Annotated in this window: 25 protein-coding genes and 1 riboswitch; of the genes, 20 read left to right on the plus strand and 5 right to left on the minus strand. The window is 65.9% G+C overall.

Features of this window, described 5'->3' with window-relative positions; genetic code table 11:
* Positions 1–40 precede the first annotated feature (40 nt).
* The 12 genes from CH290_RS04820 (at position 41) to fgd (ending at position 11,479) form a co-directional block, all read left to right on the plus strand.
* Positions 41–1,402 (plus strand): sulfatase family protein, encoded by a 1,362-nt coding sequence (locus CH290_RS04820; protein ID WP_033188700.1) that lies wholly within the window; start codon positions 41–43, stop codon positions 1,400–1,402.
* A gap of 82 nt (positions 1,403–1,484) precedes the next feature.
* On the plus strand, positions 1,485–2,291 hold the full coding sequence (stf0, locus tag CH290_RS04825; RefSeq protein ID WP_033188716.1) for a trehalose 2-sulfotransferase: 807 nt from the start codon (positions 1,485–1,487) through the stop codon (positions 2,289–2,291).
* Positions 2,288–3,220, plus strand: coding sequence for a sulfate adenylyltransferase subunit CysD (gene cysD, locus CH290_RS04830; RefSeq protein WP_019663258.1), 933 nt, complete (start codon positions 2,288–2,290; stop codon positions 3,218–3,220). Before stf0 ends, cysD begins: the two co-directional genes overlap by 4 nt.
* Positions 3,220–5,073 carry an adenylyl-sulfate kinase gene (gene cysC, locus CH290_RS04835; RefSeq protein WP_033188699.1) on the plus strand — a complete coding sequence of 618 codons (1,854 nt, stop codon included), beginning with the start codon at positions 3,220–3,222 and terminating at the stop codon, positions 5,071–5,073. The genes cysD and cysC overlap by 1 nt, the downstream gene beginning before the upstream one ends.
* Complete coding sequence (locus CH290_RS04840) at positions 5,070–5,600, plus strand: P-loop nucleotide/nucleoside kinase family protein (protein ID WP_020110806.1); 531 nt, start codon at positions 5,070–5,072, stop codon at positions 5,598–5,600. Before cysC ends, CH290_RS04840 begins: the two co-directional genes overlap by 4 nt.
* A complete protein-coding gene (locus tag CH290_RS04845) occupies positions 5,597–6,310 on the plus strand; it encodes a GNAT family N-acetyltransferase (RefSeq protein ID WP_019663261.1) in 714 nt (237 codons plus the stop codon). Before CH290_RS04840 ends, CH290_RS04845 begins: the two co-directional genes overlap by 4 nt.
* 110 nt (positions 6,311–6,420) lie before the next feature.
* A complete protein-coding gene (locus CH290_RS04850; protein ID WP_020110804.1) occupies positions 6,421–6,747 on the plus strand; it encodes a rhodanese-like domain-containing protein in 327 nt (108 codons plus the stop codon).
* Positions 6,744–7,640 carry an LLM class flavin-dependent oxidoreductase gene (locus CH290_RS04855; protein WP_033188698.1) on the plus strand — a complete coding sequence of 299 codons (897 nt, stop codon included), beginning with the start codon at positions 6,744–6,746 and terminating at the stop codon, positions 7,638–7,640. Before CH290_RS04850 ends, CH290_RS04855 begins: the two co-directional genes overlap by 4 nt.
* Positions 7,641–7,648: 8 nt before the next feature.
* On the plus strand, positions 7,649–8,995 hold the full coding sequence (locus CH290_RS04860; RefSeq protein ID WP_019663264.1) for an LLM class flavin-dependent oxidoreductase: 1,347 nt from the start codon (positions 7,649–7,651) through the stop codon (positions 8,993–8,995).
* On the plus strand, positions 8,992–10,011 hold the full coding sequence (locus tag CH290_RS04865; protein WP_019663265.1) for an aldo/keto reductase: 1,020 nt from the start codon (positions 8,992–8,994) through the stop codon (positions 10,009–10,011). Before CH290_RS04860 ends, CH290_RS04865 begins: the two co-directional genes overlap by 4 nt.
* A 22-nt stretch (positions 10,012–10,033) precedes the next feature.
* Positions 10,034–10,402 carry a YidH family protein gene (locus CH290_RS04870; RefSeq protein WP_033188697.1) on the plus strand — a complete coding sequence of 123 codons (369 nt, stop codon included), beginning with the start codon at positions 10,034–10,036 and terminating at the stop codon, positions 10,400–10,402.
* A gap of 63 nt (positions 10,403–10,465) precedes the next feature.
* Positions 10,466–11,479: a glucose-6-phosphate dehydrogenase (coenzyme-F420) gene (gene fgd / locus CH290_RS04875; protein WP_019663267.1), complete on the plus strand. Its 1,014-nt coding sequence runs from the start codon at positions 10,466–10,468 to the stop codon at positions 11,477–11,479.
* 69 nt (positions 11,480–11,548) lie between these two features.
* On the opposite strand, the gene CH290_RS04880 is transcribed toward fgd, so the two are convergent.
* On the minus strand, positions 11,549–12,064 hold the full coding sequence (locus CH290_RS04880) for a nitroreductase/quinone reductase family protein (RefSeq protein ID WP_019663268.1): 516 nt from the start codon (positions 12,062–12,064) through the stop codon (positions 11,549–11,551).
* A 60-nt stretch (positions 12,065–12,124) separates the two neighbouring features.
* Here CH290_RS04880 and pta point away from each other — a divergent pair, with 60 nt between their 5' ends.
* Positions 12,125–14,200, plus strand: a complete 2,076-nt coding sequence (gene pta, locus CH290_RS04885; protein WP_033188696.1) for a phosphate acetyltransferase — start codon at positions 12,125–12,127, stop codon at positions 14,198–14,200.
* Positions 14,197–15,393, plus strand: a complete 1,197-nt coding sequence (locus CH290_RS04890) for an acetate kinase (RefSeq protein WP_020110801.1) — start codon at positions 14,197–14,199, stop codon at positions 15,391–15,393. Before pta ends, CH290_RS04890 begins: the two co-directional genes overlap by 4 nt.
* Here the strand turns inward: CH290_RS04890 and CH290_RS04895 are convergent.
* Genes CH290_RS04895 through CH290_RS04905 form a run of 3 tightly spaced genes read right to left on the minus strand, consistent with a single transcriptional unit; the run spans position 15,382 to position 20,079 of the window.
* Positions 15,382–17,778, minus strand: coding sequence for a serine/threonine-protein kinase (locus CH290_RS04895; RefSeq protein ID WP_170947536.1), 2,397 nt, complete (start codon positions 17,776–17,778; stop codon positions 15,382–15,384). The genes CH290_RS04890 and CH290_RS04895 overlap by 12 nt on opposite strands.
* A gap of 1 nt (position 17,779) precedes the next feature.
* On the minus strand, positions 17,780–18,778 hold the full coding sequence (locus CH290_RS04900; RefSeq protein WP_019663272.1) for a transporter substrate-binding domain-containing protein: 999 nt from the start codon (positions 18,776–18,778) through the stop codon (positions 17,780–17,782).
* Complete coding sequence (locus CH290_RS04905; protein WP_020110799.1) at positions 18,775–20,079, minus strand: GlnX family signal transduction membrane protein; 1,305 nt, start codon at positions 20,077–20,079, stop codon at positions 18,775–18,777. The genes CH290_RS04900 and CH290_RS04905 overlap by 4 nt, the downstream gene beginning before the upstream one ends.
* 84 nt (positions 20,080–20,163) lie before the next feature.
* Here CH290_RS04905 and CH290_RS04910 point away from each other — a divergent pair, with 84 nt between their 5' ends.
* A complete protein-coding gene (locus CH290_RS04910; RefSeq protein WP_019663275.1) occupies positions 20,164–21,003 on the plus strand; it encodes an NUDIX hydrolase in 840 nt (279 codons plus the stop codon).
* Here the strand turns inward: CH290_RS04910 and thiE are convergent.
* Positions 21,000–21,680, minus strand: a complete 681-nt coding sequence (gene thiE, locus CH290_RS04915; RefSeq protein ID WP_019663276.1) for a thiamine phosphate synthase — start codon at positions 21,678–21,680, stop codon at positions 21,000–21,002. The genes CH290_RS04910 and thiE overlap by 4 nt on opposite strands.
* 29 nt (positions 21,681–21,709) lie before the next feature.
* Positions 21,710–21,822, plus strand: a riboswitch (TPP riboswitch).
* On the opposite strand from thiE, the gene thiO reads away from it, so the two are divergent.
* From thiO to CH290_RS04940, 5 genes are all read left to right on the plus strand, one after another.
* A complete protein-coding gene (thiO, locus tag CH290_RS04920; RefSeq protein ID WP_033188695.1) occupies positions 21,822–22,892 on the plus strand; it encodes a glycine oxidase ThiO in 1,071 nt (356 codons plus the stop codon). Its footprint overlaps the riboswitch before it by 1 nt.
* Entirely contained in the window at positions 22,889–23,086 is a 198-nt protein-coding gene (gene thiS / locus CH290_RS04925; protein ID WP_019663278.1) for a sulfur carrier protein ThiS, read from the plus strand. The genes thiO and thiS overlap by 4 nt, the downstream gene beginning before the upstream one ends.
* Positions 23,079–23,831 (plus strand): thiazole synthase, encoded by a 753-nt coding sequence (locus CH290_RS04930; RefSeq protein WP_019663279.1) that lies wholly within the window; start codon positions 23,079–23,081, stop codon positions 23,829–23,831. The genes thiS and CH290_RS04930 overlap by 8 nt, the downstream gene beginning before the upstream one ends.
* Before the next feature lie 124 nt (positions 23,832–23,955).
* Positions 23,956–24,930, plus strand: coding sequence for an ABC transporter ATP-binding protein (locus tag CH290_RS04935; RefSeq protein ID WP_033188694.1), 975 nt, complete (start codon positions 23,956–23,958; stop codon positions 24,928–24,930).
* Positions 24,930–25,727: an ABC transporter permease gene (locus tag CH290_RS04940; RefSeq protein WP_019668066.1), complete on the plus strand. Its 798-nt coding sequence runs from the start codon at positions 24,930–24,932 to the stop codon at positions 25,725–25,727. Before CH290_RS04935 ends, CH290_RS04940 begins: the two co-directional genes overlap by 1 nt.
* Positions 25,728–25,736 lie beyond the last annotated feature (9 nt).

The following is a 25,736-nucleotide window of genomic DNA, read 5'->3' on the forward strand; positions in this document are numbered from 1 at the left end:
TCCCCCTGAGCGAGGGCCGGACATGTGCTAGGCAATAGGAATGACGAAAGAGAACGTCCTGCTGATCCACTGGCACGATCTGGGGCGGCATCTCGGCGCATACGGGCACCGCTCGGTATCGAGCCCGCGGGTCGACGCACTTGCCGCGGAGGGCTTTCTCTTCACGCACGCGCACGCGACGGCGCCGTTGTGCTCACCGTCGCGAGGGTCGCTCTTCACCGGCCGCTATCCGCACAGCAACGGGTTGGTCGGATTGGCTCACCACGGGTGGGAGTACCGCCCCGGTGTGCAGACCTTGCCCGCGCTGCTCGGTGAATCCGGTTGGCAGACGGCCCTGCTCGGCATGCAACACGAGTCCTCGTTTCCGTCCCGGCTGGGTTTCGATTCCTACGACGTCTCCAACTCGTACTGCGAGTACGTCGTGGAGAAGGCCGACGCCTGGTTGCGCGAGGATCGCACCGAGCCGTTCTTCCTGACCGCGGGATTCTTCGAGACGCACCGTCCGTACCCCGCCGAGCGGTACACCCCGGACGACGCCGATGCCGTGGAGCTTCCCGACTACCTGCCGGACACGCCGGAGGTCCGCGAGGACCTCGCCGAGTTCCACGGATCGATCACCGTCGCCGACGCTGCCGTGGGCGAGCTGCTCGACACCCTCGCCGAGACCGGGCTCGACCGTTCGACGTGGGTCGTGTTCATGACCGACCACGGTCCGGCGTTTCCCCGAGCGAAGTCGACCTTGTACGAGGCAGGGACGGGGATTGCGTTGATCGTCAGACCACCGACCGATCGCGGTCTTGCGCCCCGGGTCTACGACGAGCTCTTCAGCGGCGTCGACCTGGTGCCCACCCTGCTCGACCTCCTGGGTGCACCCGTACCCGACGAGGTGGAAGGGCTCTCGCACGCAGCCAACCTCGCGTCGGGACGCGCGCCGGTGCGCGACGAGGTGTTCACCTCGAAGACCTACCACGATTCCTTCGACCCCATCCGCGCCGTGCGGACGAAGGATTTCAGCTACATCGAGAACTACGCCGAACGTCCCGTACTCGACCTGCCGTGGGACATCGAGGAGAGCCCGTCGGGCCAGGCCGTGGCCGAATCGGTGCGCTCACCGCGTGCACGAAACGAGCTCTACGATCTGCGCAGCGACCCGGGCGAGACAGTGAATCTGCACGAGGATTCGGAGTACCGTGCCATTGCCGAGGACCTGGCTCTGAGGTTGCACACGTGGCGTGAATCCACGCGTGACGTGATTCCGTCGGACTTCGTCGGGTCGCGCATTTCCGACCGCTACACCCACGACTACCTCGTCACGAAAGGCCTGAAACTGCCGTCGCGGTCTCCGCTGTCGTCCGAGCGCGGGATAGCGGAGGGCACGCAGGACGGTCCCGCTGCACACTGAGTTCGGTTTGGCAATGGTTTGACGCAACAGGATCGAAAATCCTGTTGTGCAAAGTGTTTCGCGTGTGTCTAGTATTCCCGGCATGAGCGATCAGCCGCGTTCGTACCTCGTCCTCGCGTCACAGCGAAGCGGAAGCACCCTGCTCGTCGAATCGCTTCGTGCAACCGGGCAGGCTGGCGAGCCACAGGAGTTCTTCCAGTACCTCCCGAGCACGTCGCTGGCGCCTCAGCCGCGTGAGTGGTTCGCCGGCGTCGACGACGAGAACATCCTGAGATTGCTCGCGCCGTGGAAGCCCGGAACACCGTCCACGGAGACGCCGCAGGAGTGGCGCGCCCGAATCCTCGATGCCGGGCGCACCCCGAACGGAGTGTGGGGTGGCAAGCTCATGTGGAACCAGACGCCGCTGCTCACCGCATGGGCCGACGGATTGGCAGGCCGGCAGGCCGACGATCCGGACGCCGGCGACCTGAAGACCGGCATAGAGGACGTACTGGGCCCGGACGTTCTGCTGGTGCATGTCGCGCGAAAAGACACTGTGGCGCAGGCGGTGTCGATGTGGCGCGCCGTGCAGACCCAGGTGTGGCGCGGCCGTGCCGACCCGGAGGTGGACGCTCGCGCCGAGTACAACGCCGACGGCATCGCTCATCTCCACGCCATTCTGGAGGATCAGGAGCGGCAGTGGGCGCGATGGTTCGGCGAGGCCGGTGTCGAACCCCTCGACATCGACTACCACGAGCTGGCATCGGACACGACCGGACAGGTCGCCAGGGTGCTGGTCGCCTTGGGGCTCGATCCGGAGTTGGCGCCGCCGCCCGCCCTGCAGCGGCAGGGCAACGACAGGTCGAACGACTGGATCGAGCGTTACCGCGCAGAAAGGATTTCAGTATGACGACCACCGACGAGGTGACCCCCGACGTCACTCACGTGGACGAGCTCCGCGTTCTCGAAGCCGAGGCCGTGCACATCATCCGCGAGGTGGTGGCCGAACTCGAACGTCCTGTTCTCCTCTTCTCCGCGGGCAAGGACTCGATCGTTCTCCTTCGTTTGGCGGAGAAAGCGTTTCGTCCGTCACCGCTTCCGTTCCCGGTGATGCACGTGGACACCGGGCACAACTTCCCCGAGGTCATCGAGTTCCGTGATCGCAGGCTCGAAACGGCGGGACACAGACTGATCGTCGCCTCCGTGCAGGAATCCATCGACTCCGGGCGTGCGAGCGAGATCGGTGGCCCCAACGGCTCGCGGAACCGACTGCAGACCAGAACGCTGCTCGACGCCCTCGAGGCGGGCCGGTTCGATGCTGCCTTCGGCGGTGCGCGACGCGACGAGGAACGGGCACGTGCCAAAGAGCGCGTACTGAGTTTCCGAGATGCATTCGGGCAGTGGGATCCTCGTGCGCAGCGGCCCGAGCCGTGGTCGCTGTACAACGGCCGAATCAGACGCGGCGAGCAGGTGCGCGTGTTCCCGCTCAGCAACTGGACCGAACTCGACATCTGGCGGTACATCGAACTCGAAGGCCTCGAGCTCCCGTCGATCTACTTCGCGCACGAGCGCGAGGTGTTCGCCCGAGACGGAATTCTGCTCGCCACATCGGAATTCACATCTCCGGCCGAGACCGAACAGGCCGCGACGGAATGGGTTCGATACCGCACTGTCGGTGATCTCACCATCACCGGCGCCGTCCGTAGCCATGCAACCGACATCGCCGGAGTGATCGGGGAGATCTCGGCCGCGACGGTATCCGAACGGGGAGAGACGCGCGCCGACGACCGGACTTCGGTGGCCGCGATGGAAGATCGCAAGCGCGAGGGGTACTTCTGATGACACGGCAACTACTGCGACTGGCAACCGCGGGCTCGGTCGACGACGGCAAGAGCACGCTCATCGGACGGCTCATGTTCGACACCGACAGCCTGCCCCTCGATCACCTCGAAGCAGTGACGCGCGACGACGGTGTCCCCGACCTCGCGGCCCTGTCCGACGGATTGCGCGCCGAACAGGAACAAGGCATCACCATCGACGTCGCCTACCGGTTCTTCTCCACCGAGAACCGCAGCTACATCCTCGCCGACACACCGGGTCACGAGCGGTACACCCGCAACATGTTCACCGGCGCATCGACCGCACACGTCGCCGTTCTCCTCGTCGACGCCCGGGCAGGCGTACTGCGGCAGACCAGACGGCACGCACGGATCTCGTCGCTGCTCGGCGTCCGGCACCTGGTCGCCGCCGTCAACAAGATCGATCTGATCGACTATGCGGAAGACAAGTTCCGTGACGTCGAAGCCGAGCTGCACACGCTCGCCGGCCGTCTCGGCGCCACCGATCTGACGGTGATCCCACTCGCGGCCAAGGACGGCGACAACGTCGTCCACCGATCGACCAACACCCCGTGGTACACCGGCCCCACCTTGCTCGAGTACCTCGAATCCGTCGAACTCGTCGCTCCTGCAACACGTCCGGAGGAACTGCGCCTTCCCATCCAGTGGGCGTCGCGACCCACGGCGAACGAGCGGCGACGCTACACCGGTCGCCTGTCCGCCGGAACGCTGCAGGTCGGTGACGCCGTGGTGGCACTGCCGTCGGGAGCGCGCAGTACCGTCACCGCGCTCGACACACTCGACGACAACCGCTCCACCGCGGTGGCACCGCTTTCGGTGTCCATCTCCCTCGCCGACGACATCGACATCGGTCGCGGCGACGTCGTCGTCAGCGGCGCCGAGGCCGCACACGTTCCGGTCCTCGCCCGCGAGATCGAGGCAACCGTCTGCTGGTTCGGCGACACCCCGCTGCGCGCCGGTGATCGCGTCGCGCTCAAGCACACGGCGTCGACCGTGCGTGCGACCGTGCAGGCACTGCACTCCCGGCTCGATCCAGAAACCCTCGACGAGCAGGATCAACCGGTCGAACTGACGCTCAACGACATCGGCACCGTGACACTGCGAACGTCCTCGGTGATCCTCGCCGACCCGTACACGGACAACCGCGACGCCGGTGCCTTCATCCTCATCGACGAGACGTCGAACGACACCGTCGGCGCAGGCACGATCTCCGAGGCCCGCGAGGTCAAACCCGGCGAACAGACCCGCAACGACATCAAATGGCACCCGTCGGCTCTCGACCGCGCCCACCGATGGTCGTCCACCGGTCAACACGGAGCGACGGTGTGGTTCACCGGGTTGCCGGCGTCGGGCAAATCGACCGTCGCCGTCGCACTGGAGCGCGCGCTCGTCGAATCGGGCCGCGCTGCATATCTTCTCGACGGCGACAACGTCCGGCACGGACTGTCCGACGACCTCGGATTCACCCCGGGCGACCGAGCCGAGAACATCCGACGCGTCGGGCATCTGACGAGGCTGCTCGCCGACGCAGGCGTCGTGGCCATCGCATCCCTCGTCTCGCCTCTCGAATCCGACCGTGCCATCGCGCGCGCCCTCAACGACGCTGCAGGACTCACCTTCGTCGAGGTCGCCGTCAGCACGCCGCTCGAAGAATGCGAGCGCCGCGACCCCAAGGGTCTGTACAAGCGTGCCCGCGCCGGCGAACTCAAGGGACTCACCGGCATCGACGCGCCCTACGAGCCGCCGTCGTCGCCCGACCTGACCATCGACACCACCGGCGCCGACATCGACGACCTCGTGGCCCAGGTCCTGGCCGTGCTCGACCGGGGGTGAGCACACTCGTCGTCCTCGCCGGACTTCCGGCCACCGGGAAGACGACGGTGGCGCGGGAAGTCGCGTCCCGTCTTCAGTGGCCGTACCTGCGACTCGACACGATCGAGCACCGCATCACCACCGCGGGAATCGTCCCGGGGACGGTGGGGTACTCGGTGCTGTACGCGCTGGCGGCCGATCAGCTCGCCGTGGGGGTGCCCGTTGTGGTCGACAGCGTGTCGCCGGTGGCCGCGTCGCGCGACGCATGGCGGAAGGTGGCGTCGGAAACCGGAGCCGAGATCGTCCTGATCGAGGTGGCCTGCTCCGACGTCGACGAGCATCGCCGACGCGTTCGGACGCGCGACGTCGGCATTCCTGGGCTGGCGGTGCCGACGTGGGCCGACATCCAGGACCGCGACTACGAGCCGTGGACATCCCCGCATCACGTCCTCGACACCGCAGGCCAGTCGGTGGAGGAATCGGTGGAGCAGGTGCTGCGTTGGATCGATGTGAATCCGGTCAGAGAGTTCTCGAAAGGCACACGGTGAGCATCAACTTCCTCGACGAGCAGGCGGGTCACCCGCTCGACGATCCGATTCGCAGTTCACTGCTGGGGGCGCACGCCAGGTTCGCGCGCACGGTGGGCCGCAGTTTTCGCTTCGACCCGGAGGTCGCGCCGTTTCTCGGCCACCCGCCCGTGCTCGAGCAGTCCGATTGGAACGACATCGTCGAACTGTTCGGACACGGTGAGATCGTGTCGCTGCGCGGCACCGGGCACGTGATTCCCGACGGCTGGGAGCTGATCGACCAATTCGGCCTCGTCCAACTCGTCGGGACTCATCTCGAGACCCGGCCGTACGCGGATGCCGTCGTACTCGGCGCACCCGACGTTCCGGAGATGCTGGATCTCGTCGACCGCACCAAGCCGGGACCGTTCCTGCCGAGGACGTTCGAGCTCGGAACCTACCTCGGGATCCGCGACGCCGACGCCGGGGGTGCGCTGGTCGCGATGGCGGGGGAGCGGATGCACCCGCAGGGGTGGACCGAGATCAGCGCGGTGTGCACCGATCCGGCCTACCGCGGTCGTGGCCTGGCCACCGAACTCGTGCGTGCCGTCGGGCACGGTATCCGGGAACGCGGCGAGAAGCCGTTTCTGCACGCGTCGGCGTCGAACGAGAACGCCATTCGGTTGTACCTGTCCATCGGATTCGAGCTGCGCCAGCGTTCGGAACTGACGTTGGTACGCACTCCGGCCTGAGGTGTCCATTCGACTCAGGCTGATCCCAATCCTTTTTCCTACCCGGTCCGTGGGGAAAGATAGTTGGTTGATTCAGGCAAGTAACGCCACCTTTTCGTGAAAGAAGGACCATGAGCTCGAACGACGCATCACTGATCTCTCCCGCCGAGGCAGCTTCCGCCACTGCGACATTGATCGACGTCCGAAGTGAGAAGTCGCGAATCGAGTTCGGCACCGTCGCCGGAGCCGTCGTCGTCGACAAGGCTGCCGTCGAGGCCGAGTTCGGCGCCGCCGACCGTGATCGTGACGAGCCGATCGTCGTGTTCTGCGGATCCGTCAAGGGCTCGGGCCCCGTCGTCGACGAACTGAAGGGGCTCGGCTACACCAACGTCTCGCACGTGGACGGTGGGTTTCCTGCACTGAAAGAGCACGGCGTCCCGACGGTGCACACGCAGTGAGCACAGGAAACGGACTACTTCTGGCTGTCGAACTGGACGGCCGCAACGAATCGCCCAGGGCACTGAAGGAAGCGGTGACGGCCGCCGAACGCGCCGGGTTCACCCTCGTGACGTTCGGGGATGCGCTCGTTCCCGAAGCCGACGAGGAATACCGCATCGACGCAGGCACTCGTGCCGCGTTCGTCTCGTCCACGACGTCGACGATCGGACTGGGGCCGACGGTCCACACGCTCACCACCGAGCCGTTCTTCCTCGCCACCCAGCTGGCGAGCCTCGATCACACCTCGCACGGACGCGGTGCCTGGGTCGTCGGCGCCGACAATCGCAGCGCAGCCCACGATGCAGTGGGGACCGACGTGCGCGACGCCGACGCGATCACGCGGGAAGTACGCGACGTCGTCGATCTCGCACGGCGACTGTGGGATTCGTGGGAGGACGACGCTGTCATCCGCGACACCGCGACCGGCAGGTACCTCGACCCGGACAAGGTTCACCACGTTCGATTCGAAGGAGAGTTCTTCGACGTCGTCGGACCACTCATCACTCCGCGCTCGCCGCAGGGTCAGATCGTCGTCATCGGTCGCGCGGACCTCGGTATCGCCGATCTGCTCGACATCGTCCTCGTCGAAGATCCGACCTCGGCCGCAGAGCACGACCGGCTGGTGTTCGCGGATGTGTCCGTGACGGACGATGTTTCGCCGCTCGTCGGTGTCGTCGACGGAGTGCGGTTCACGCCGGCATCCGCCGAGGAGCTCGGTGACCTGATCGACAGGGTCGCGCCCGCACTGGCCGAGGCAGGGGTACTGCGCCGCCCGGAACCGGGCCGCACACTCCGAGAGAACCTCGGACTCGACCGTCCCGTCAGCCGCTACGCCGTGACGGCACAGAACTAGGAGAACTCTTGTCGACCATCGACAGCCATCCCGACACCGGTGCCGCCTACGACGAGAACGCGCAGATCCACCTCGGAGTCTTCTACCCCGGCATCGGTGCCCAGACCGTGTGGGAGGACCCGAACGCCCCCGACCAGGTCGCCACGGACACGTTCGTCGAGGTCGCGCAGAAGCTCGAACGCGGACTGTTCGACGCCTTCTTCCTCGGTGACGGCCAGCGCGTTCGCGAGAACCGCGGCGCCATCCTGTCCACCGACATCGCGGGCCGGCCCGACGCCATCACCCAACTCGCGGCACTCGCGAGCGTCACCGAGCGCATCGGGCTCGTCGCAACGCAGAACACCACGTACAGCCTGCCGGTCGAACTTGCTCGGCGCCTCGCGAGCCTCGACGCGCTCTCCGAGGGGCGCGCAGGCTGGAACATCGTCACCACCGACAATGCCTGGACCGGTGAGAACTTCCGGCGTGGCGGGTGGCTCGCCCACGAACGTCGATACGAGCGCGCAACACAGGTCGTCGAACTCGCCAAGCAGTACTGGGCCGGTGAGAAGATCGGCTCGGACACCGACCTTCTGACAGCGCACGCGACGCCGAACGTCCCAGCCAGCGCGCAAGGTCGACCGATACTGTTCCAGGCCGGCGACTCGACGGGCGGCCGCGATCTCGCTGCGCGTCACGCCGACGTCGTGTTCTCGGCCAACAACGCCTACGACGACGCCGTCGCCTACGCACGCGATCTCCGCACCAGGACCGCGGCGTTCGGGCGGGCGGCGGATGCCGTGAAGATTCTGCCCGGCGTGACCGTCGTCCTCGGGGACACGCCCGACGAGGCCGAGGAGAAGGTCCGCTGGCTGCGATCCAACGCGCACAACGGTGTTCGCGCCATCGCGTTCCTGGAACACTACTGGGGCAAGGACCTGTCGGCGTACGACCCGGAGGGTCCGCTCCCGGACATCGATCCGGTGGACTCCGAGCTCGATCCATCCAGGGGCACGCTGTCGATCGACGCGCGCACCGGAAAGTTGGATCAGATCGAGCGGTGGCGAAAGCTGGCGTCGGACAAGGGGTTGTCCATCAGAGAGCTCGTTCTCGAAGTGTCGCCCGCGTCGCGTTTCCACTCGGGTACGCCGGCCCAGGTTGCCGACCGCTGGACCGAGCTGGTGCGCCACCGCGTCGTCGACGGATTCAACATCAATCCCTATCACCTGCGCGACGGTATCGACGACCTCGTCGACAAACTCGTTCCTGCCCTTCAGGAACGTGGGGTCCACCGCACGGAATACACATCCACCACACTGCGTGGCCACCTCGGTCTGGACGACGAGCACGCCGCATCGGACCGGAAAGCATCATGACCTACTCAGCAGCAGAGAACCGTTACGACAACGCGCAGTTCCGCCGCAGCGGCAGAAGCGGATTGAAGCTTCCCGAGTTCTCCCTCGGTCTGTGGCAGAACTTCGGCGACAACCGACACTTCGAGACTCAGCGCGAGATCATCCTCCGCGCATTCGATCTGGGCATCACGCATTTCGATCTCGCCAACCGCTACGGTCCGCCGTTCCGTGCCGCGGAGAAGGTGTTCGGTCGCGTACTCGGCAGCGATCTCGGGCGGTACCGCGACGAGATCGTCATCGCATCGAAGGCAGGCAACCCCATCGGCGCGAGCCCGTACCTGGGCGGTGGCGGACGGAAGACCCTGCTCGATTCCATCGACATCACCCTGCGTGACCTGGGAGTCGATCACGTCGACATCTTCTACTCGCACAGCCCGGATCTCGACACACCTCTGGAAGAGACCATCGGAGCCTTGGCCTCCATCGTGGCGCAGGGCAAAGCGCACTACATCGGCATCTCCAACTACACCGCCGAGCGCGCTCACGACGCGGCGATCATCGCGCAGAAGCTGGGCACACCTCTGCTCGTGCACCAATCCAGGTACTCCATCTTCGATCGGACCGTCGAACGGAGCGGTCACCTGGACACTGCAGCTCAGGACGGCACCGGTGTGGTCGCCTACTCGCCGCTGGCACAGGGACTGCTCACCGACAAGTACCTGCAGGGCACCGTGCCCGCGGATTCACGCGCCGCCGACAGTGCTTTCCTGAACGCCGACGACATCTCCGACGTCTACGTCGAGCGAGCCGCGGCGCTGAACAAGATCGCGCAGGCACGTGGTCAGTCGTTACCTCAGCTGGCGTTGCAGTGGGTTCTTCGCCGTCCGGAGGTCACCACTGCGCTCGTCGGTGCGAGCTCGACCGCTCAACTCGAACACAACCTGGCAGCAACCACTTTCGCCGATCTGGACGACGCCGAGCTCGCCGCCATCGACGAGCACGGAGTGCACGGAACGGTGCTGCGCCCGAAGAAATAGCGGTTCCAGCCGATGGTGCATCATGTGGAGTGTGACCGACGAGCCGCCTGTTGGACCGCCCGCCCGCCCGGACGAACGATTCACCCTGGCCAGCGAGCGCACCTTCCTGGCGTGGATGCGCACGTCGCTCGGTTTGCTCGCGGGCGGCATCGCCATCGTCCACCTCGTTCCCGATTTCAGTACCGGATGGGTTCGCACGACGCTCGGACTGGTCCTGATCGGCATGGCGGCGTCGGCTGCCGTCGTCGGATTGCGACGCTGGTTGCAGGTCCGTCGGGCACTCGAAGCCGGAGCGCCGATGCCCGACGCCAAAGATCTCTGGATGTTCGCCGTCGGAATCGGTGCAGTTGCCGTATTGGCCGGAATTGTCACGGTGCTGGGGATCCACTAGCCCACCGTTTCCGTCGGGAGTGCACAATCGAAGGATTAGTGACATTCGACAAGGGAGCAGCGCGTGGCACAGGCTTTGAAACTGGGATACAAGGCGTCGGCGGAGCAGTTCGGACCGCGCGAGCTCGTCGAACTCGGTGTTCTCGCCGAGCAGCACGGCATGGACTCGGCGACGGTCAGTGACCACTTCCAGCCCTGGCGGCACGAAGGCGGACACGCACCGTTCTCGTTGGCATGGATGACGGCCGTCGGTGAACGAACCAAGACCATCCAGCTCGGCACCTCGGTCCTCACCCCGACCTTCCGCTACAACCCCTCCGTCATCGCCCAGGCATTCGCCACGATGGGCTGCCTGTACCCGGGGCGAATCATGCTCGGCGTCGGCACCGGCGAAGCACTCAACGAAATCGCCACCGGATTCACCGGAGAATGGCCCGAATTCAAGGAACGCTTCGCGCGCCTCCGCGAATCCGTGCGCCTGATGCGAGAACTGTGGCTCGGTGACCGCGTCGACTTCGACGGCGAGTACTACACCACCAAGGGTGCATCGATCTACGACGTCCCCGAAGGCGGAATCCCCGTCTACATCGCCGCGGGCGGACCCGTCGTCGCCCGGTACGCAGGCCGCGCAGGCGACGGCTTCATCTGCACTTCCGGCAAGGGCATGGAGCTCTACACCGACAAGCTGCTTCCCGCCGTCGAAGAGGGCGCAGGCAAAGCCGAACGCGACGCAGGCGACATCGACAAGATGATCGAAATCAAGATCTCCTACGACACCGACCCGGACCTCGCGCTGGAGAACACCCGATTCTGGGCGCCACTGTCACTGACCCCGGAGCAGAAGCACTCCATCGACGACCCGATCGAAATGGAGAAAGCAGCCGACGAACTGCCCATCGAGCAGGTCGCCAAGCGGTGGATCGTCGCCTCCGACCCCGACGAGGCCGTGGAGAAGGTCAAGCAGTACACCGACGCGGGCCTGAACCACCTCGTCTTCCACGCCCCCGGACACGACCAGAAGCGCTTCCTCGAACTCTTCGAGCGCGACCTGTCGCCGCGGCTGCGCAAGTTGGGTTAGTTCGACCGCTCCCCGCTGGCATGGATGTGCCACCGCAACGCGTAGGCGGTGGCACGTCCATGCGGGTGGTCAGGGCTGCACGGCCGCCAGTTCGAACATGCGCATGTCCCGGTCGGTGCGGTTCTTGTACTCCCCGTAGACGCGGACCATGTCGTTGAACGCCGCGTAGATGCGAGCTTTCTCCGCGCCGACGACGGGGGTGGCGGTGACGGGGATCTTCTTGCCCCCGATGGCGACGGTGGCGTTGGGGTCGGCGAGGAGGTTCGACGTCCATGCCGGGTGGTGCTGTTGCCCGAAGTTGCTGCCGACGACGTACAGCTTGTCGCTCTCGCGGTAGTACAGCAGCGGGGACGTTCTGGGTCGACCGGATTTGCGGCCGGTCGTCGTCAGAAGCACCACCGGCGCGGCGATGGGACCGAGGATCGTGAACCGGCCGTTCGTTCGCTCGAGCAGCCTGCGGTCGACGCCTGCGAGGTTCCGGATCACCCACGATCCTGGTTTGGTCGCGGCGAACGCGACGGCGGGTGTGCGGATGAAGCTCGTTTCGCTGCCCCAGCGCACATCGGGAAACGGTGATTCGGCCATGACCGATCTGACTACCGCAGGTCACCTTCTGTCAACAGCGGAACCAGTACGCTGACTCCCATGGCCGAGCCTGCATCGAGCATCTACATCGCCTCACCCGAGGGCGACACCGGTAAGTCGACCATTGCACTCGGAGTGCTCCAGATGCTGTGTGCGTCTGCGGCCCGGGTCGGTGTCTTCCGGCCCATCGCGAGGTCGACGACGGAAACCGACTACATTCTGGAACTTCTCGTCGACCACACGACGGCGGATCTGTCCTACGAGCAGTCACTCGGCGTCACCTACGAGGCCGTGCACGCCGATCCCGACGCCGCGCTCGGCGAGATCGTCTCACGCTTCCACGACGTCGCCGCGCAGTGCGACGCAGTGGTGATCGTCGGCAGCGATTTCACGGACGTCGGCAGCCCGTCGGAACTGAGTTTCAACGCCCGTGTCGCAGCGAACCTCGGCGCGCCTGTGCTGCTTGCGCTTCGAGGCTCGGAACGGTCGACGAGCGAGATCGTCCAATTGGCGCAGCTGTGTCAGGCCGAGCTTCGTCAGCACCACGCGCACCTCGCCGCGATCGTCGCCAACCGATGCGATCCCGACAAGCTCGACGAGGTCACCGAGGCACTGACACCGCTCGGAGTGCCGGCGTGGAGCCTGCCGGAGATCCCACTGCTGATCGCTCCGACGATGGCCGAGCTGCTCGAGGCCGTCGACGGAAAGCTCTACAGCGGAGACCCCGAGCTCATGCAACGCGAAGCGCTTCGGGTCATGGTCGGCGGGATGACGGCCGAGCACATCCTCGAGCGTCTGACGGATTCGGTGGTGGTCATCGCCCCGGCCGACCGCTCGGACGTGCTGCTGGCACTGGTCAACGCCCATGAAGCAGAGGGCTTTCCCTCGCTCGCCGGCATCATCATGAACGGGGGCATCGAGCCGCACCCCGCGATCGCCAGGCTCGTGTCCGGTCTCGGTCCCAAACTGCCGATCCTGACGACGGACCTCGGTACGTTCGACACCGCCTCCGCGGCCGCGAAAGCACGTGGCCGGGTGGCCGTCGGCTCGCAGCGCAAGGTGGACACCGCACTGAGCCTGATGGAACAGCGGGTCGACGCACGGGCCCTGCTGGATCGGCTGGAGCTGAGCATTCCGTCGATCACCACCCCGCAGATGTTCGAGTACCAGCTGATCCACCGCGCTCGCGCCGATCAGAAACACATCGTCCTCCCCGAGGGCGGTGACGACCGAATCCTTCGTGCGGCGGGCAGGCTGCTGCAGCGGCAGGTGGCCACGCTGACGATCCTCGGCGAGGAAGGCCCCATCCGGCGTCGCGCAGCGGAACTCGGTGTCGACCTCGGCGACGCGCAGGTGCTCGACCCCAAGACCTCGGACCACGCCGAGGACTTCGCCGCCGAGTACACCGAACTACGCAAGCACAAGGGCATGCGCATCGAGCGGGCACGCGAGATCATGACCGACATCTCGTACTTCGGAACCATGATGGTGTACAAGGGAATTGCCGACGGCATGGTGTCGGGCGCCGCCCACACCACAGCCCACACGATCCGTCCGTCGTTCGAGATCATCAAGACGGCCGACGGCGTCGACACCGTCTCGAGCATCTTCTTGATGTGCCTGTCCGACCGCGTTCTCGCCTACGGCGACTGCGCTATCGTGCCGGACCCGACGGCGGAGCAACTGGCCGACATCGCGATCTCGTCGGCGACCACGTCCGCTCAGTTCGGCATCGAACCCCGCATCGCGATGCTGTCCTATTCCACCGGCGACTCGGGAACCGGCGCCGACGTCGACAAGGTACGCGAGGCCACGCGGCTCGTGCGGGAACGAAACCCGGAACTGCTCGTGGAGGGCCCGATTCAGTACGACGCAGCGATAGAGCCGTCCGTCGCGAAGTCCAAGCTGCCCGATTCCGATGTCGCCGGCCGCGCAACGGTGTTCATCTTTCCGGACCTCAACACGGGCAACAACACGTACAAGGCGGTGCAGCGCAGCGCAGGTGCCGTCGCGGTCGGGCCGGTTCTGCAGGGTCTTCGCAAGCCCGTCAACGACCTCTCTCGCGGTGCACTGGTGGAGGACATCGTCAACACCGTTGCCATCACGGCCATCCAGGCACAGGGGCACCAGGCATGAGCGTCCTCGTCGTCAACTCCGGTTCGTCGTCGGTGAAGTTCCAACTGGTGGAACCCGAGACCGGCCGGTCCGTCGCCTCCGGGCTGGTCGAGCAGATCGGGGAGCCGGAAGGTCGCGTCGTCCTCGAGTTCCACGGTGAGGAGATCGAGAACCGCCGGGAGATAGCCGATCACGGTGTCGGTCTCGCCGTCGCGTTCGAGATGCTGGAGAACGCGGGAGTGGAGCTGGGTTCCGACGTGACGGCGGTGGGCCACCGCGTCGTACACGGCGGGGAGATCTTCTACCGACCGACGCTGATCGACGACGCGGTCGTCAAGCAGATCTCCGACCTCAGTGCGCTTGCGCCGCTGCACAATCCACCCAACGTACTCGGCATCGACGTTGCGCGCGAACAATTGCCGTCCATCCCGCACGTCGCCGTGTTCGACACTGCGTTCTTCCATTCGCTGCCCGCCGCCGCGGCCACGTACGCGATCGACCGAGACGTGGCCCGCCGGAACGGGATCAGGCGCTACGGCTTCCACGGCACGTCGCACGAGTACGTGTCGGGTCGGGTGTCGGAGTTCCTCGGCCGAGACGACCTGAACCAGATCGTGTTGCACCTGGGCAACGGAGCGTCTGCATCCGCGATCCGCAGCGGCGTTCCGATCGACACCTCGATGGGCCTGACGCCCTTGGAAGGCCTGGTCATGGGCACCCGCAGCGGTGACATCGACCCGGGCGTCGTCATGCATCTACGGCGCAACGCGGACATGGACGTCGACGAGATCGACCAGTTGCTGAACCGGAATTCCGGGCTCAAAGGACTCGCAGGTGTCAACGACTTCCGAGTGCTCGCCCAGAAGATCGACGACGGTGACGACGACGCCGCACTCGCCTACGACGTCTACATCCACCGTCTCCGCAAGTACATCGGTGCCTACATGGTGAACCTGGGCCGACTCGACGCCATCACGTTCACCGCCGGCGTCGGCGAGAACGCCTCCGCGGTACGCGCCGACGCCCTGGCGTCGCTGGAAGGGTTCGGTATCGTCGTCGACTCCGAGCGAAATGCCGTACGCAGCAAGGATGCTCGTGTGATCTCGACCGACGACTCGGCGGTGACCGTCCTCGTCGTCCCGACCGACGAAGAACTCGCCATCGCCCGCGCCACCGAACAGGTCGTGTCGGAGCAGAACGGGTCAGAAGAGTGACTGTGGCCTGATGGCGTTGGCGAGGTCGACGAGCGTGTAGCGGTGCGCGCGGTCGGTCGCGTTACGGGCAAGGGCGCGTAACCCGGTCTCGGTGCCCGAGCGCAGGCCCTTCTCGGTGAACGGGGCACCGAGAATCGGCTCACGTTCGGTCTCGACAGCATGACCGGACCGAACCCAGTCCATTGCCATCGCCAGAACCAACGTGCGCATCTGCAACGCTCGAGGTTCGCGCCGGGGGAGCATGGCGACACGTCTCGCGGCCTCGCGGAAGTCGTCCTCCTCGAGGTCGGGGGACGGCCGATCCATCAACAGCGTCAGCACACTCGTCATACGAGCGACGGCGTAGTGCCGCGAGCTGATGGGAACCTGATCCAGCACTCCGACGGCCGCGGTGGGGTCGCTGCGATACATCATCTGGCGCGCAAGGCCGAAGGCGGAGCTGACGACGGCGCGATTGGTGCGCCACACCGAGAGATAGTACGACTCGGCGCAGGCCCGCCACTTCTCGCGCTCTTCCGGCTCCTGGACGGAGGTGCCCTCCATGATCAGCTCGGCGCTCGCGGCCAAGGCGATCTTGGGGGCCAGCTCACCCGGCATCGCATCGAGAACGTTCTCGAAATGCGTCGATGCGTCGGAGAACTCGTTGCGCAACAGGTCCAGAAGGCCGGAGTACCACTCGACCCGCCACGGATCGGGGCCGTCGGTGATCACCTGGTTCAGCACCGATTGCGCGGTCCCGGTATCTCCGAGGTCGATGTGCGCCTTCACCTCCGCGAGGGTGATCTCGAGTCCGCCCGGCGATCCGTCGGCGAACCTCTCGATACCGTTGCGGCGTGCGTGCGCAAGGGAATCGAGCGTCTGCTGCGGTTCGCTGTGCACCGCCGCCGCCAGTAGAGGTGCGCTCGGATCGAGTGGATCGACCAAGGGAACAGGAAGCGCGGAGACGACGTCGCGAGCACTGATTCTGTCGCCGCGCACCTTGCCGTCGACGTACGTGTCCGTGCGCCCGACGGATTCTTCGGTGCCGAACGTGGTGCGCGGCGGACTGAACGCCGTCGACAGGCCGGGACGTTCCGTTCCGGTCTGCAGCGACAGAATCTCGCGGAGTACACCGGTGGCCTGGCTGGCCAGCACGTCGGCGGTGGAGAACCGCTGTGTCGGATCGGGATTGGTGGCGCGCAGCAGCAATCGATGGAACGAGGGGTACCGGCGGAGCAGTTCGTGATCCTCCGGCGACGGAATGCCCGGGTCGTACTTTCCCTTCGTCTGCGGCATGTCCAGAGTGAGAACCGCCAACGTGCGCCCGACGGTGTAGATGTCCGACGCCACCGTCGGGCCGGTCTCGACGATCTCCGGGGCTTGATATCCGGCAGTGCCGTAGAGGTATCCGAAATCCTCGATACCCGCGACCGCGCCGAGATCGATGAGCTTGATCTGATCGTCGGTGACCATGATGTTCTCGGGCTTGAGATCGTTGTACACCAACCCGATGGAGTGCAGGTAGGACAACGCGGGAAGAACCTCCAGCACGTAGGCGATGGCCTGCTCCACCGGCATCCGAACCCGCGCACCCGACTCGGCGTCCTTGCGAGAGGACAGAATGTCCCGCAACGAACGCCCACCCACGTACTCCATGACGATGAACCCGATGCGGGTGCCGTCGGTACGTGGCTGCTCGACGAAGTTGTAGATCTTCACGACGCCCGGATGCGCCACCTCCGCGAGGAACTGACGCTCGGCGACGGCGACCGCGTGGGCCTCGTCGTCACCGAAGTGCAGCAGACCCTTCAACACCACCCAGCGATCGCTGACGTTGCGGTCGATGGCCAGGTAGATCCAACCGAGACCGCCGTGCGCGATACACCCCTGCACCTCGTACTGCCCGACGACGAGATCGCCCGGCTCGAGCAGCGGCGTGAAATCGTACGTCGAGCCGCAATGAGGACAGATGCCCGACGGCTTGTCCGGCTCACCTTCTGCACTCCGGCCGACCGGTGAGTTGCATTTCCAGCAGAACCGTTTGCGTTGCGGAACAGTGGGATCCGACATCACCGCCGTCGCAGGGTCGACAGGATCGACACGAGGAATGTCCACCAGGCCCGCGCCGAGGCGTCGGCGAGGATCCGTTCGATTCGACCGAGTCGGCCTCGTCCGGCCGGACGTCCGCGACGAACGAACCTGCGAGACAGGAGAAGCCTGAGTTCGGTCGGCAGCCTGAGTCCTGTCGGCGGCCTGGGTGCGCTCGGACGCTTCGGTTCTGGCGACGGCTTCGGTACGGGACACGGCCTCGGTACGGGACACGGCCTCGGTGCGGGACACGGCTTCGGTGCGCTGTGAGGGCGCGGTGGATCGACCGGTCGGAGTCTCGGGGTCTCGGGCGCTCATGTCAGTCCACGTACTGGGGGAACGGCGGGCCGGGCGAGCTGCCCAGGACCGACAGCCAGCGGGTGTACAGGCGGTTCCAGGTTCCGTCACCGCGGATTCGCTCCAGGGTGCCGTTGACGAACCGCACCAGATCCTCACTCTCCTTCTTGATTCCGACACCGTACGGCTCGGGGCTCAGGCTGTCGCCGACGAGTTCCAGGTACGGATCCTGCGCGGCGAGACCGGCGAGGATCGTGTCGTCGGTGCTGACGGCGTCGACCTGACGTTGTTGGAGGACGACGAGGCAGTCGGACCACATCGCGGCCGTGGTGATCTGCGCAGTCGGGACGATGCGCTGCAGCCGCCGCAGCGACGTCGTGCCGTCGACCGCGCAGACGCGTCGATTCGCCAGGTCCGCAACACCGTTGATGCCGGAGTTCTTGACCGCGAGCACCCGGTGCTGCGCCTGGAAGTACACCGTGGAGAACGACACTTCCTCCTTGCGCGCACAGGTGATGGTCATGGTCTTGACCACCACGTCGACCGTCGAGTTCTGCAAGGCCTCGATACGTTCCGCGGAGGTCAGGATGCGGAAGTCCACTCGATCCGGGTCACCGAAGAGGTCGCGTGAGATCTCGCGCGCGATGTCGACGTCGAACCCGACGAGCTTGCCGGTCATCGGATCACGGAAGCTGAAAAGGTTGCTGCCGGTGTCCAGCCCGACGATCAGTCGACCGCGCTCTCGGATCTGGTCGACGGTCGGAGACGGTGGCGTGTTCTCCGGGGCAAGACCGGCCTGTCCCGGTCCGAACTGCAGGGGACGAAGACTGGCCGTCGGGCGCGCGCACTGCGGGTCGGGGGAGTCGACTTCCGGTGCACCCGTTGCCGGGCCCGCACCGTCGGGCATGGGTGGTTCGGTGTAACTGATGTCCGGCTCGGGCGGCAACGCCTCCGGTGCAACGCAACTGGTGGTGAGCAGACCCACGAGGATCGCGGCGACGACGAGAAGAATTCGGTTCACAGGTACTCACGCAACCTTGGAACGAGACCGCCTGCGACGCCCGCCGCAGCGGCGATCGTGAGGACGATGGCTCCGGAGCTCAACGCGACGAGGGAGGTCTTGGCTCGCTCGACGTTGCCCCGAAGCTCGGTGCGGCCCTGTTCGATGCCGGCGATCAGCATGTCGTCGAGAGCCTTGAACTGAACCGCCGAATCTGCGACGCCGCTTCCCGTCGCGATGGTGACGGCGGTGTTGAAATCGCCGACGGCCAACGCGTCGTCGATCCGCTGATGCGCGGTCTTCCACTTGGCCAACGACTCCGTCATCGCCGCATCACCGTCGAACAGATCGGCCAGTTTCTGCGTGTTGTCGTTGAATTCGGCGTCGTACTCGCGGGTGCTGCCGCGGCGCACGAGGTTGAGAGTCTCGTCGGACCTGGCCTGCTGAGCGAGGATGAACCCCGTGGTGAGCTTCTGCAGCGGGGTGACACCGCGGTCCAGCGCACGGTCGGTCGCGGTCGCGGAGATGAGCCCGGCCACCAGCATCCACCCGAGGAGCACCGTGACCAGACCCGACGCCGTCAGAAACCCCCAGTTCAGGGTCCGGTGCGTGCGCCGCGACAAGTACAGCTGAGCCAACACCAGCAGTCCGAGGACGACGACGATGGTCGCGATAGCGAACACCGGTGGGTGGACGAACCTTTCCTGATCCGTCGACACCCGCGACGCCTGCGCCGTGTACAGGCCCTCGGCGCGGGGAAGCAGCGAGGTCTGCATCAGCGTGGACGCCTCACCGAGGTACGACGATCCGACGGGATTGCCACTCCGATTGTTGGAGCGGGCGGTCTCGACGAGGCCCGTGTACACCGGCAGTGCCGCACCGATCTCCGTGAGAGCGTCCCTGGCCTCGGTGTCGGACTCGCCGAGCCCGCCGGACGCCCGGATCAGCTCGGTGCCCGCGTCGCCGATGGCCTGCGCGTACCGGTCACGCACCGCCTGAGGTTCCAGGCCACCGGAGATGAACGCCGTCGACGCCGCGGCATCCGCGACCGACAGGGCGCCGTACAGATTCTGCGCGGAATTGGCCAGAGGCTCGGTGCGCACCAACAACGAATCGAGCGTGGACTCGCGATCGGACACAGCCTCGCTCGTCACGAACCCCGTCGCGACCAGCAACACGATCAGCAGACCGCCCAGGGCGATCATGCGCGCAGGCGTCGACCGTGCCAGGCGCCGCAACTCACGCCGCGAGTCGCTCTCCGAGGCCGTGGCGGCCGTCGTGGGAGGTACGGCAGCAGTGGGTGTAGTGCCGACCACGTTCACAGGTTCGAGCATATAAGTTTCCGCCCGCGGTGCGTACGTGGACGGCGAACACTCCGAAGGTGCAGTCCCCTAAGGTGTGGAGGTATGCGCGGCGACGGTGACGGGTGGGTAGTCGGGGAGAACGGCACGCGACACTGGGGAAGGTACGGAGCCGCAGGTCTGCTCCTGCGTGCACCGTCCGCAGACGGTGAGCCGACGGTACTGCTGCAACACCGCGCCCTCTGGAGTCACCAGGGCGGAACCTGGGCGCTTCCGGGCGGCGCGAAGGACTCGCACGAGAGCGCAGTGACGGCCGCCGTCCGTGAAGCCGACGAAGAAGCAGGAATCGGCGCGGCCCGGCTCAACGTCCGAGGAGAAAAGCTCACCGCGACGGCCCCGAGCGGTTGGACGTACACCACCGTCGTCGCCGACGCCGACACTCAGCTTCCCACCACCCCGAACGGTGAAAGCACCGAACTGCGTTGGGTTCCCGAAAGCATGGTCGACGCCCTGCCTCTGCACCCCGGCTTCGCGGCGAGCTGGCCCACCTTGCGGACCGAACCTCTCCGCGTACTGCTCGACACCGCCAACGTGCTCGGCTCCCGCCCCAACGGCTGGTGGAAGGACCGCAGCGGCGCAACCGGCGAGCTGCTGACCTCCCTCGCCGACGTCCTGCCGCGCACCGTCGAACTGCCCGGCGGCACCTACGGGTGGCTCACCACCATCGAAGCCGTCCTCGAAGGCGACGCCCGCGCAGCCCGCTTCGACGACGCCCGAGTCCCCGTCATCCATGCGTCGGGCAGCGGCGACGACGAACTCGCCCGGCGCGCACACGACGGAAGCGCGCTGACCGCGCTCGTCACCGCGGACCGCGGCCTGAAGGAACGGTTGCCGACGGCGGTGCAGGTGCTCCCGCCGTCGACCGTCCTCGCCTGGCTGAGCTAGTTGCCCTTCAGCTTCTCCGCCAGCGCCTGAGCTGCGGCCTGCGGGTCGCGGGCCTGCGTGATGGCACGCACGACCACAACACGGTCCGCGCCGGCCGCAAGGACCTCGTCGACGTTGTCGGCGTCGACACCGCCGATGGCGAACCACGGCCGTGTCGGAGCCGAGTCGGCCGTGCTGCGCACCAGTTCGAGGCCCGCGGCCTTGCGATTCGGCTTCGTCGGCGTCGCCCACACCGGCCCGGTCGCGAAGTAGTCCACACCGTCCTCGATCGCCGCCAGACTCGCCTGGCTACGGTTCTGCGTCGAACGTCCGATCACCACATCCGGTCCGAGGATCTGCCGCGCGTAATGCACCGGCAGATCGCCCTGGCCCAGATGCAACACATCGGCGTTCGACGCCAACGCCAGGTCCGCGCGGTCGTTGACGGCCAACAGCGCGCCGTGACGCCTGGTGGCCGCGGACAGGACGGCCAGCGCAGCCAGTTCGTCCTTGGCCTCCAGCGGACCGAACTCACGCTCACCTGCGGAGTTCTTGTCGCGAAGCTGAATGATGTCGACGCCGCCGGACAGTGCCGCCTCGGCGAACTGGGCTAGATCGCCGAGCTCTCGCCTGGCGTCGGTGCACAGGTACAGGCGGGCAGAGTTCAAGCGTTCACGGGAGCTCTGAGTGGGATGCACGTCTCCAGACGGTAGTCTTCTCGTCGGAAAGACAGATACACGGGAGTCCTGGGGTACGCGGGGCTGAGAGTGGACACGCCCGTCCTTACCGTCAATACCTGAACCGGATCATGCCGGCGCAGGGAGTGAGGGTGGTTCTCGGTGAAGTTCGAAAAGTCAGGGCTCGGAACGCTTGCCGTCGTCGGAGGCGGCGTCATCGGCCTCGCCGTCGCAGCCAGGGCGCAGCGCGACGGATGGTCGGTCCAGCTGTACGACCCGAACATCGGGTCGGGCGCGTCCTGGGTGGCCGGCGGAATGCTCGCACCGCTGTCCGAGGGATGGCCGGGCGAACACGAGCTACTGAAGCTGGGGGCGCGCTCGCTGGACCGCTGGCCCGAGTTCGCACGCGAGCTCGGAGTCGACGTGTTCACCGCATCGGGCTCGTTGACCGTCGCACTCGACGCCGCCGACGCCCAGGACCTGCGGACCATCGCAGAATTCGTCGGCGAACACGGGCACCAGCTGGACATCCTGAACCGGGCGCAGATCCGCGAACTCGAACCTTCGCTCGCGCAGAACATCCGCCTCGGACTTCTCGCGCCGACGGAACAGGCCGTCGACAACCGCGCCCTCGTCGACGCACTGACAGCCTCCGCAGCCGGCGTCGACTTCGTCGCCGAACAGGTGACCGACCTCGACGCCCTGACTGCCGACCGAATCGTCGTCGCCGCCGGAGCGCAGGTCTCCGCCCTTCTCCCGGACATCCCCGTCCGACCAGTCAAAGGCGAAATACTCCGACTCCGACGACGACCCAGCGCGACGGCTCCGCCCAACCGAACCATCCGAGGCAGCGTCCACGGCCGCCCCATCTACCTCGTGCCACGCGGCGACGGCCTCGTCGTCGGCGCCACCCAGTACGAATCCGGCCACGACACCCAGGTCACCGTCGCCGGAGTCCGCGACCTCATCGCCGACGCCGAACGACTGATGCCCAGCATCGGCGAATACGAACTACACGAAGCCGCCGCCGGATTGCGCCCCATGAGCCCCGACGGCCTACCGCTCATCGGCCGCGTCTCCGAACGCGTCATCGTCGCCGCCGGGCACGGACGCAACGGAATCCTGCTGACACCCATCACCACAGACGCTGTCGCCGCACTACTCACCGGCGACACACTCCCCGAAGCCAAGGCTGCAGATCCAGCCCGATTCGAGACAGGAAGGCACCGATGATCACCGTCAACGGCGAAGAACACGCACTCTCCGAGGGGCTGACGATGCGTCGACTCCTCGCCGATCTGTCCATGCCGGACACGGGCATCGCCGTCGCCGTCGACGGAACAGTCCTGCCGAAGAGCCGATGGGACGCCACCACCGTCGAACCCGGCTGGACCATCGAAATCCTCACCGCGGTGCAGGGTGGCTGACGTGCTGACTATCGCGGACAGAACCTTCGAATCCCGACTCATCATGGGCACCGGAGGAGCAGCGAACCTGACCGTCCTGGAAGAGGCGCTGGTGGCGTCGGGCACCGAGCTGACCACCGTGGCCATGCGACGCGTCGACGCCGCAGGCGGCACCGGTGTCCTCGATCTACTGCGCAAGCTCGACATCGCACCCCTGCCCAACACCGCCGGCTGTCGCGGCGCCTCCGAAGCCGTTCTCACTGCACAGCTCGGACGCGAAGCACTCGAAACCGACTGGGTGAAGCTCGAAGTCATCGCCGACGAGCGAACACTGCTGCCCGATGCCATCGAACTGGTCAAGGCCGCAGAGCAACTCGTCGACGACGGGTTCAACGTACTCCCGTACACCACCGACGACCCCGTCCTGGCACGCAGACTCGAAGACATCGGCTGCGTCGCCGTCATGCCACTCGGTGCGCCGATCGGCACCGGACTCGGCATCTCCAACCCACACAACATCGAGATGATCGTCGACGCGGCAGGCGTTCCCGTCATCCTCGACGCAGGCATCGGCACCGCCAGCGACGCAGCCGTGGCGATGGAACTCGGGTGCGACGCAGTTCTTCTCGCCACCGCCGTGACCCGCGCCAAAGACCCCGCACTGATGGCGTCGGCGATGCGGCACGCGGTGAGCGCCGGATTCGAGGCCCGCCGCGCGGGCCGCATTCCCAAACGTTTCTGGGCCCAGGCCAGTTCTCCTATGTGAGTGGTTGTGTAGGCCAGGGCCTACACAACCACTCACATAGGTACGGGTGTCATCCGAAAGGATGAGTCGAATCGCGACTCGCGGGCGATGTGCGAGCACCCGTCGATCGGGCACAGTGGACCCCATGATTCAAGTGACGGGGTTGACGAAGCAGTACGGTGCGGTGAAGGCGGTCGATGATCTGTCTTTTTCCGTGAAGCCGGGGATTGTGACGGGTTTTCTCGGGCCGAATGGTGCGGGGAAGTCGACGACGATGCGGATGATTTTGGGTCTGGATCGTCCGACGAGTGGTCAGGCGTTGATCGAGGGTAAGCCGTATGGCGAGTTGAAGCAGCCGTTGCGGAGTGTGGGTGCGTTGTTGGATGCGAAGTGGGTGCATCCGAATCGTTCTGCGCGTGCGCATTTGGAGTGGATGGCTGCGTCGAACGGTATTCCGAGGTCTCGTGTGGACGAGGTGCTTCGGTTGGTGGGGTTGAGTGAGGTTGCGAAGAAGAATGCGGGTGGTTTCTCGCTCGGTATGTCGCAGCGGTTGGGTCTGGCGGGGGCGTTGTTGGGGGATCCGAAGGTGTTGTTGTTCGATGAGCCGGTGAATGGTCTCGATCCTGAGGGCATTGTGTGGATTCGTAAGTTCATGCAGCGTTTGGCGGCGGAGGGTCGGACGGTGTTGGTGTCGAGTCATCTGTTGTCGGAGATGGCGCAGACGGCGGAGCATCTGGTGGTGATCGGTCGGGGTCGGTTGGTGTCGGATACGTCGGTGCAGGATTTCATCGATCATGCGTCGGAGGCGTCGGTGAAGGTGCGTAGTCCTCAGTTGGATGCGTTGCGGAGTGCGTTGACGTCGGCGGGGTTGACGGTGCGTGAGCCTGCGGGGGTGGATCAGTTGCAGCCGGCGATCGTGGTGACGGATTCGACGACCGAGGTGATCGGTGATATCGCTGCTCGGCATCAGATCGTGTTGCATGAGTTGTCCTCGCAGCGTGGGTCTTTGGAGGAGGCGTTCATGAAGCTGACGGGTGAGGATGTTCAGTATCACGGTGCGGGTGCTGATGGTGTGGACGGTCAGGGGTCGGATTACAAGGCGATGGGTGGTGCTCTCTGATGGGTGTGTTGGCTGCGGAACGTATCAAGATCACCTCGACGAAGTCACCCTGGTGGTGCACGATCGCCATCATCGCCCTCGGGTTGGGGCTTGCCTTCGCGGTGGGACTGGCGGCCAAACTGGGTCTGCAGTCCTACAACAACCAGATCGCCGAGGGCAACAAACCCGAATTCGAGCCCTACCTACCGTCGGTCTTCGAAGTGGTCGGCAGTGGCGTCGGCGGCATGGGGCTCATGGTCCTCATGATCCTGGCTGCGCTGACGGTGACCAGCGAATACCGCTTCGGCATCATCAGAACCACGTTCCAGGCGGTCCCGAACCGCGCCGCAGTGCTGGTCGCGAAAGCGTCGCTCATCGGTGTGTTCGGTTTCGTGCTGACGTTCGTTCTCGGACTGCTGGCGTTCTACATCGGTAAGGCAGTCGCCGGACCGGATGCAGGCGCTCTGCTGAGCTTCGACATCGACGGCACCTGGCGAGCGATCTACGGAACCGCGATCCTGGCCTTCCTGCAGGTGTTCATCGCCGTCGGAGTCGGTGCGCTTCTTCGCCAGTCCGCAGGCGCCATCGCACTGCTGCTGCTCTGGCCGCTACTGGTCGAGTCGCTGTTCGGACTGTTCGGATCCTTCGGCCGCGCGATCCAGCCGTTCCTGCCCTTCGGAAACGCCAGCCACTTCCTCGGTGAAGCCGGAGGCGTCGACTATCACTGGGGACCGTGGGGAAGCCTGGTCTACTTCGCGATCTTCACCGCCGTCGTGTTCGGTGCAGCATTGCTGGTCGTCAACCGCCGGGACGCGTGAGTGTAAAGT

It is taken from the genome of Rhodococcus sp. 06-156-4, from assembly GCF_002259345.1.
GTDB classification, from domain to species: domain Bacteria; phylum Actinomycetota; class Actinomycetes; order Mycobacteriales; family Mycobacteriaceae; genus Rhodococcoides; species Rhodococcoides fascians_E.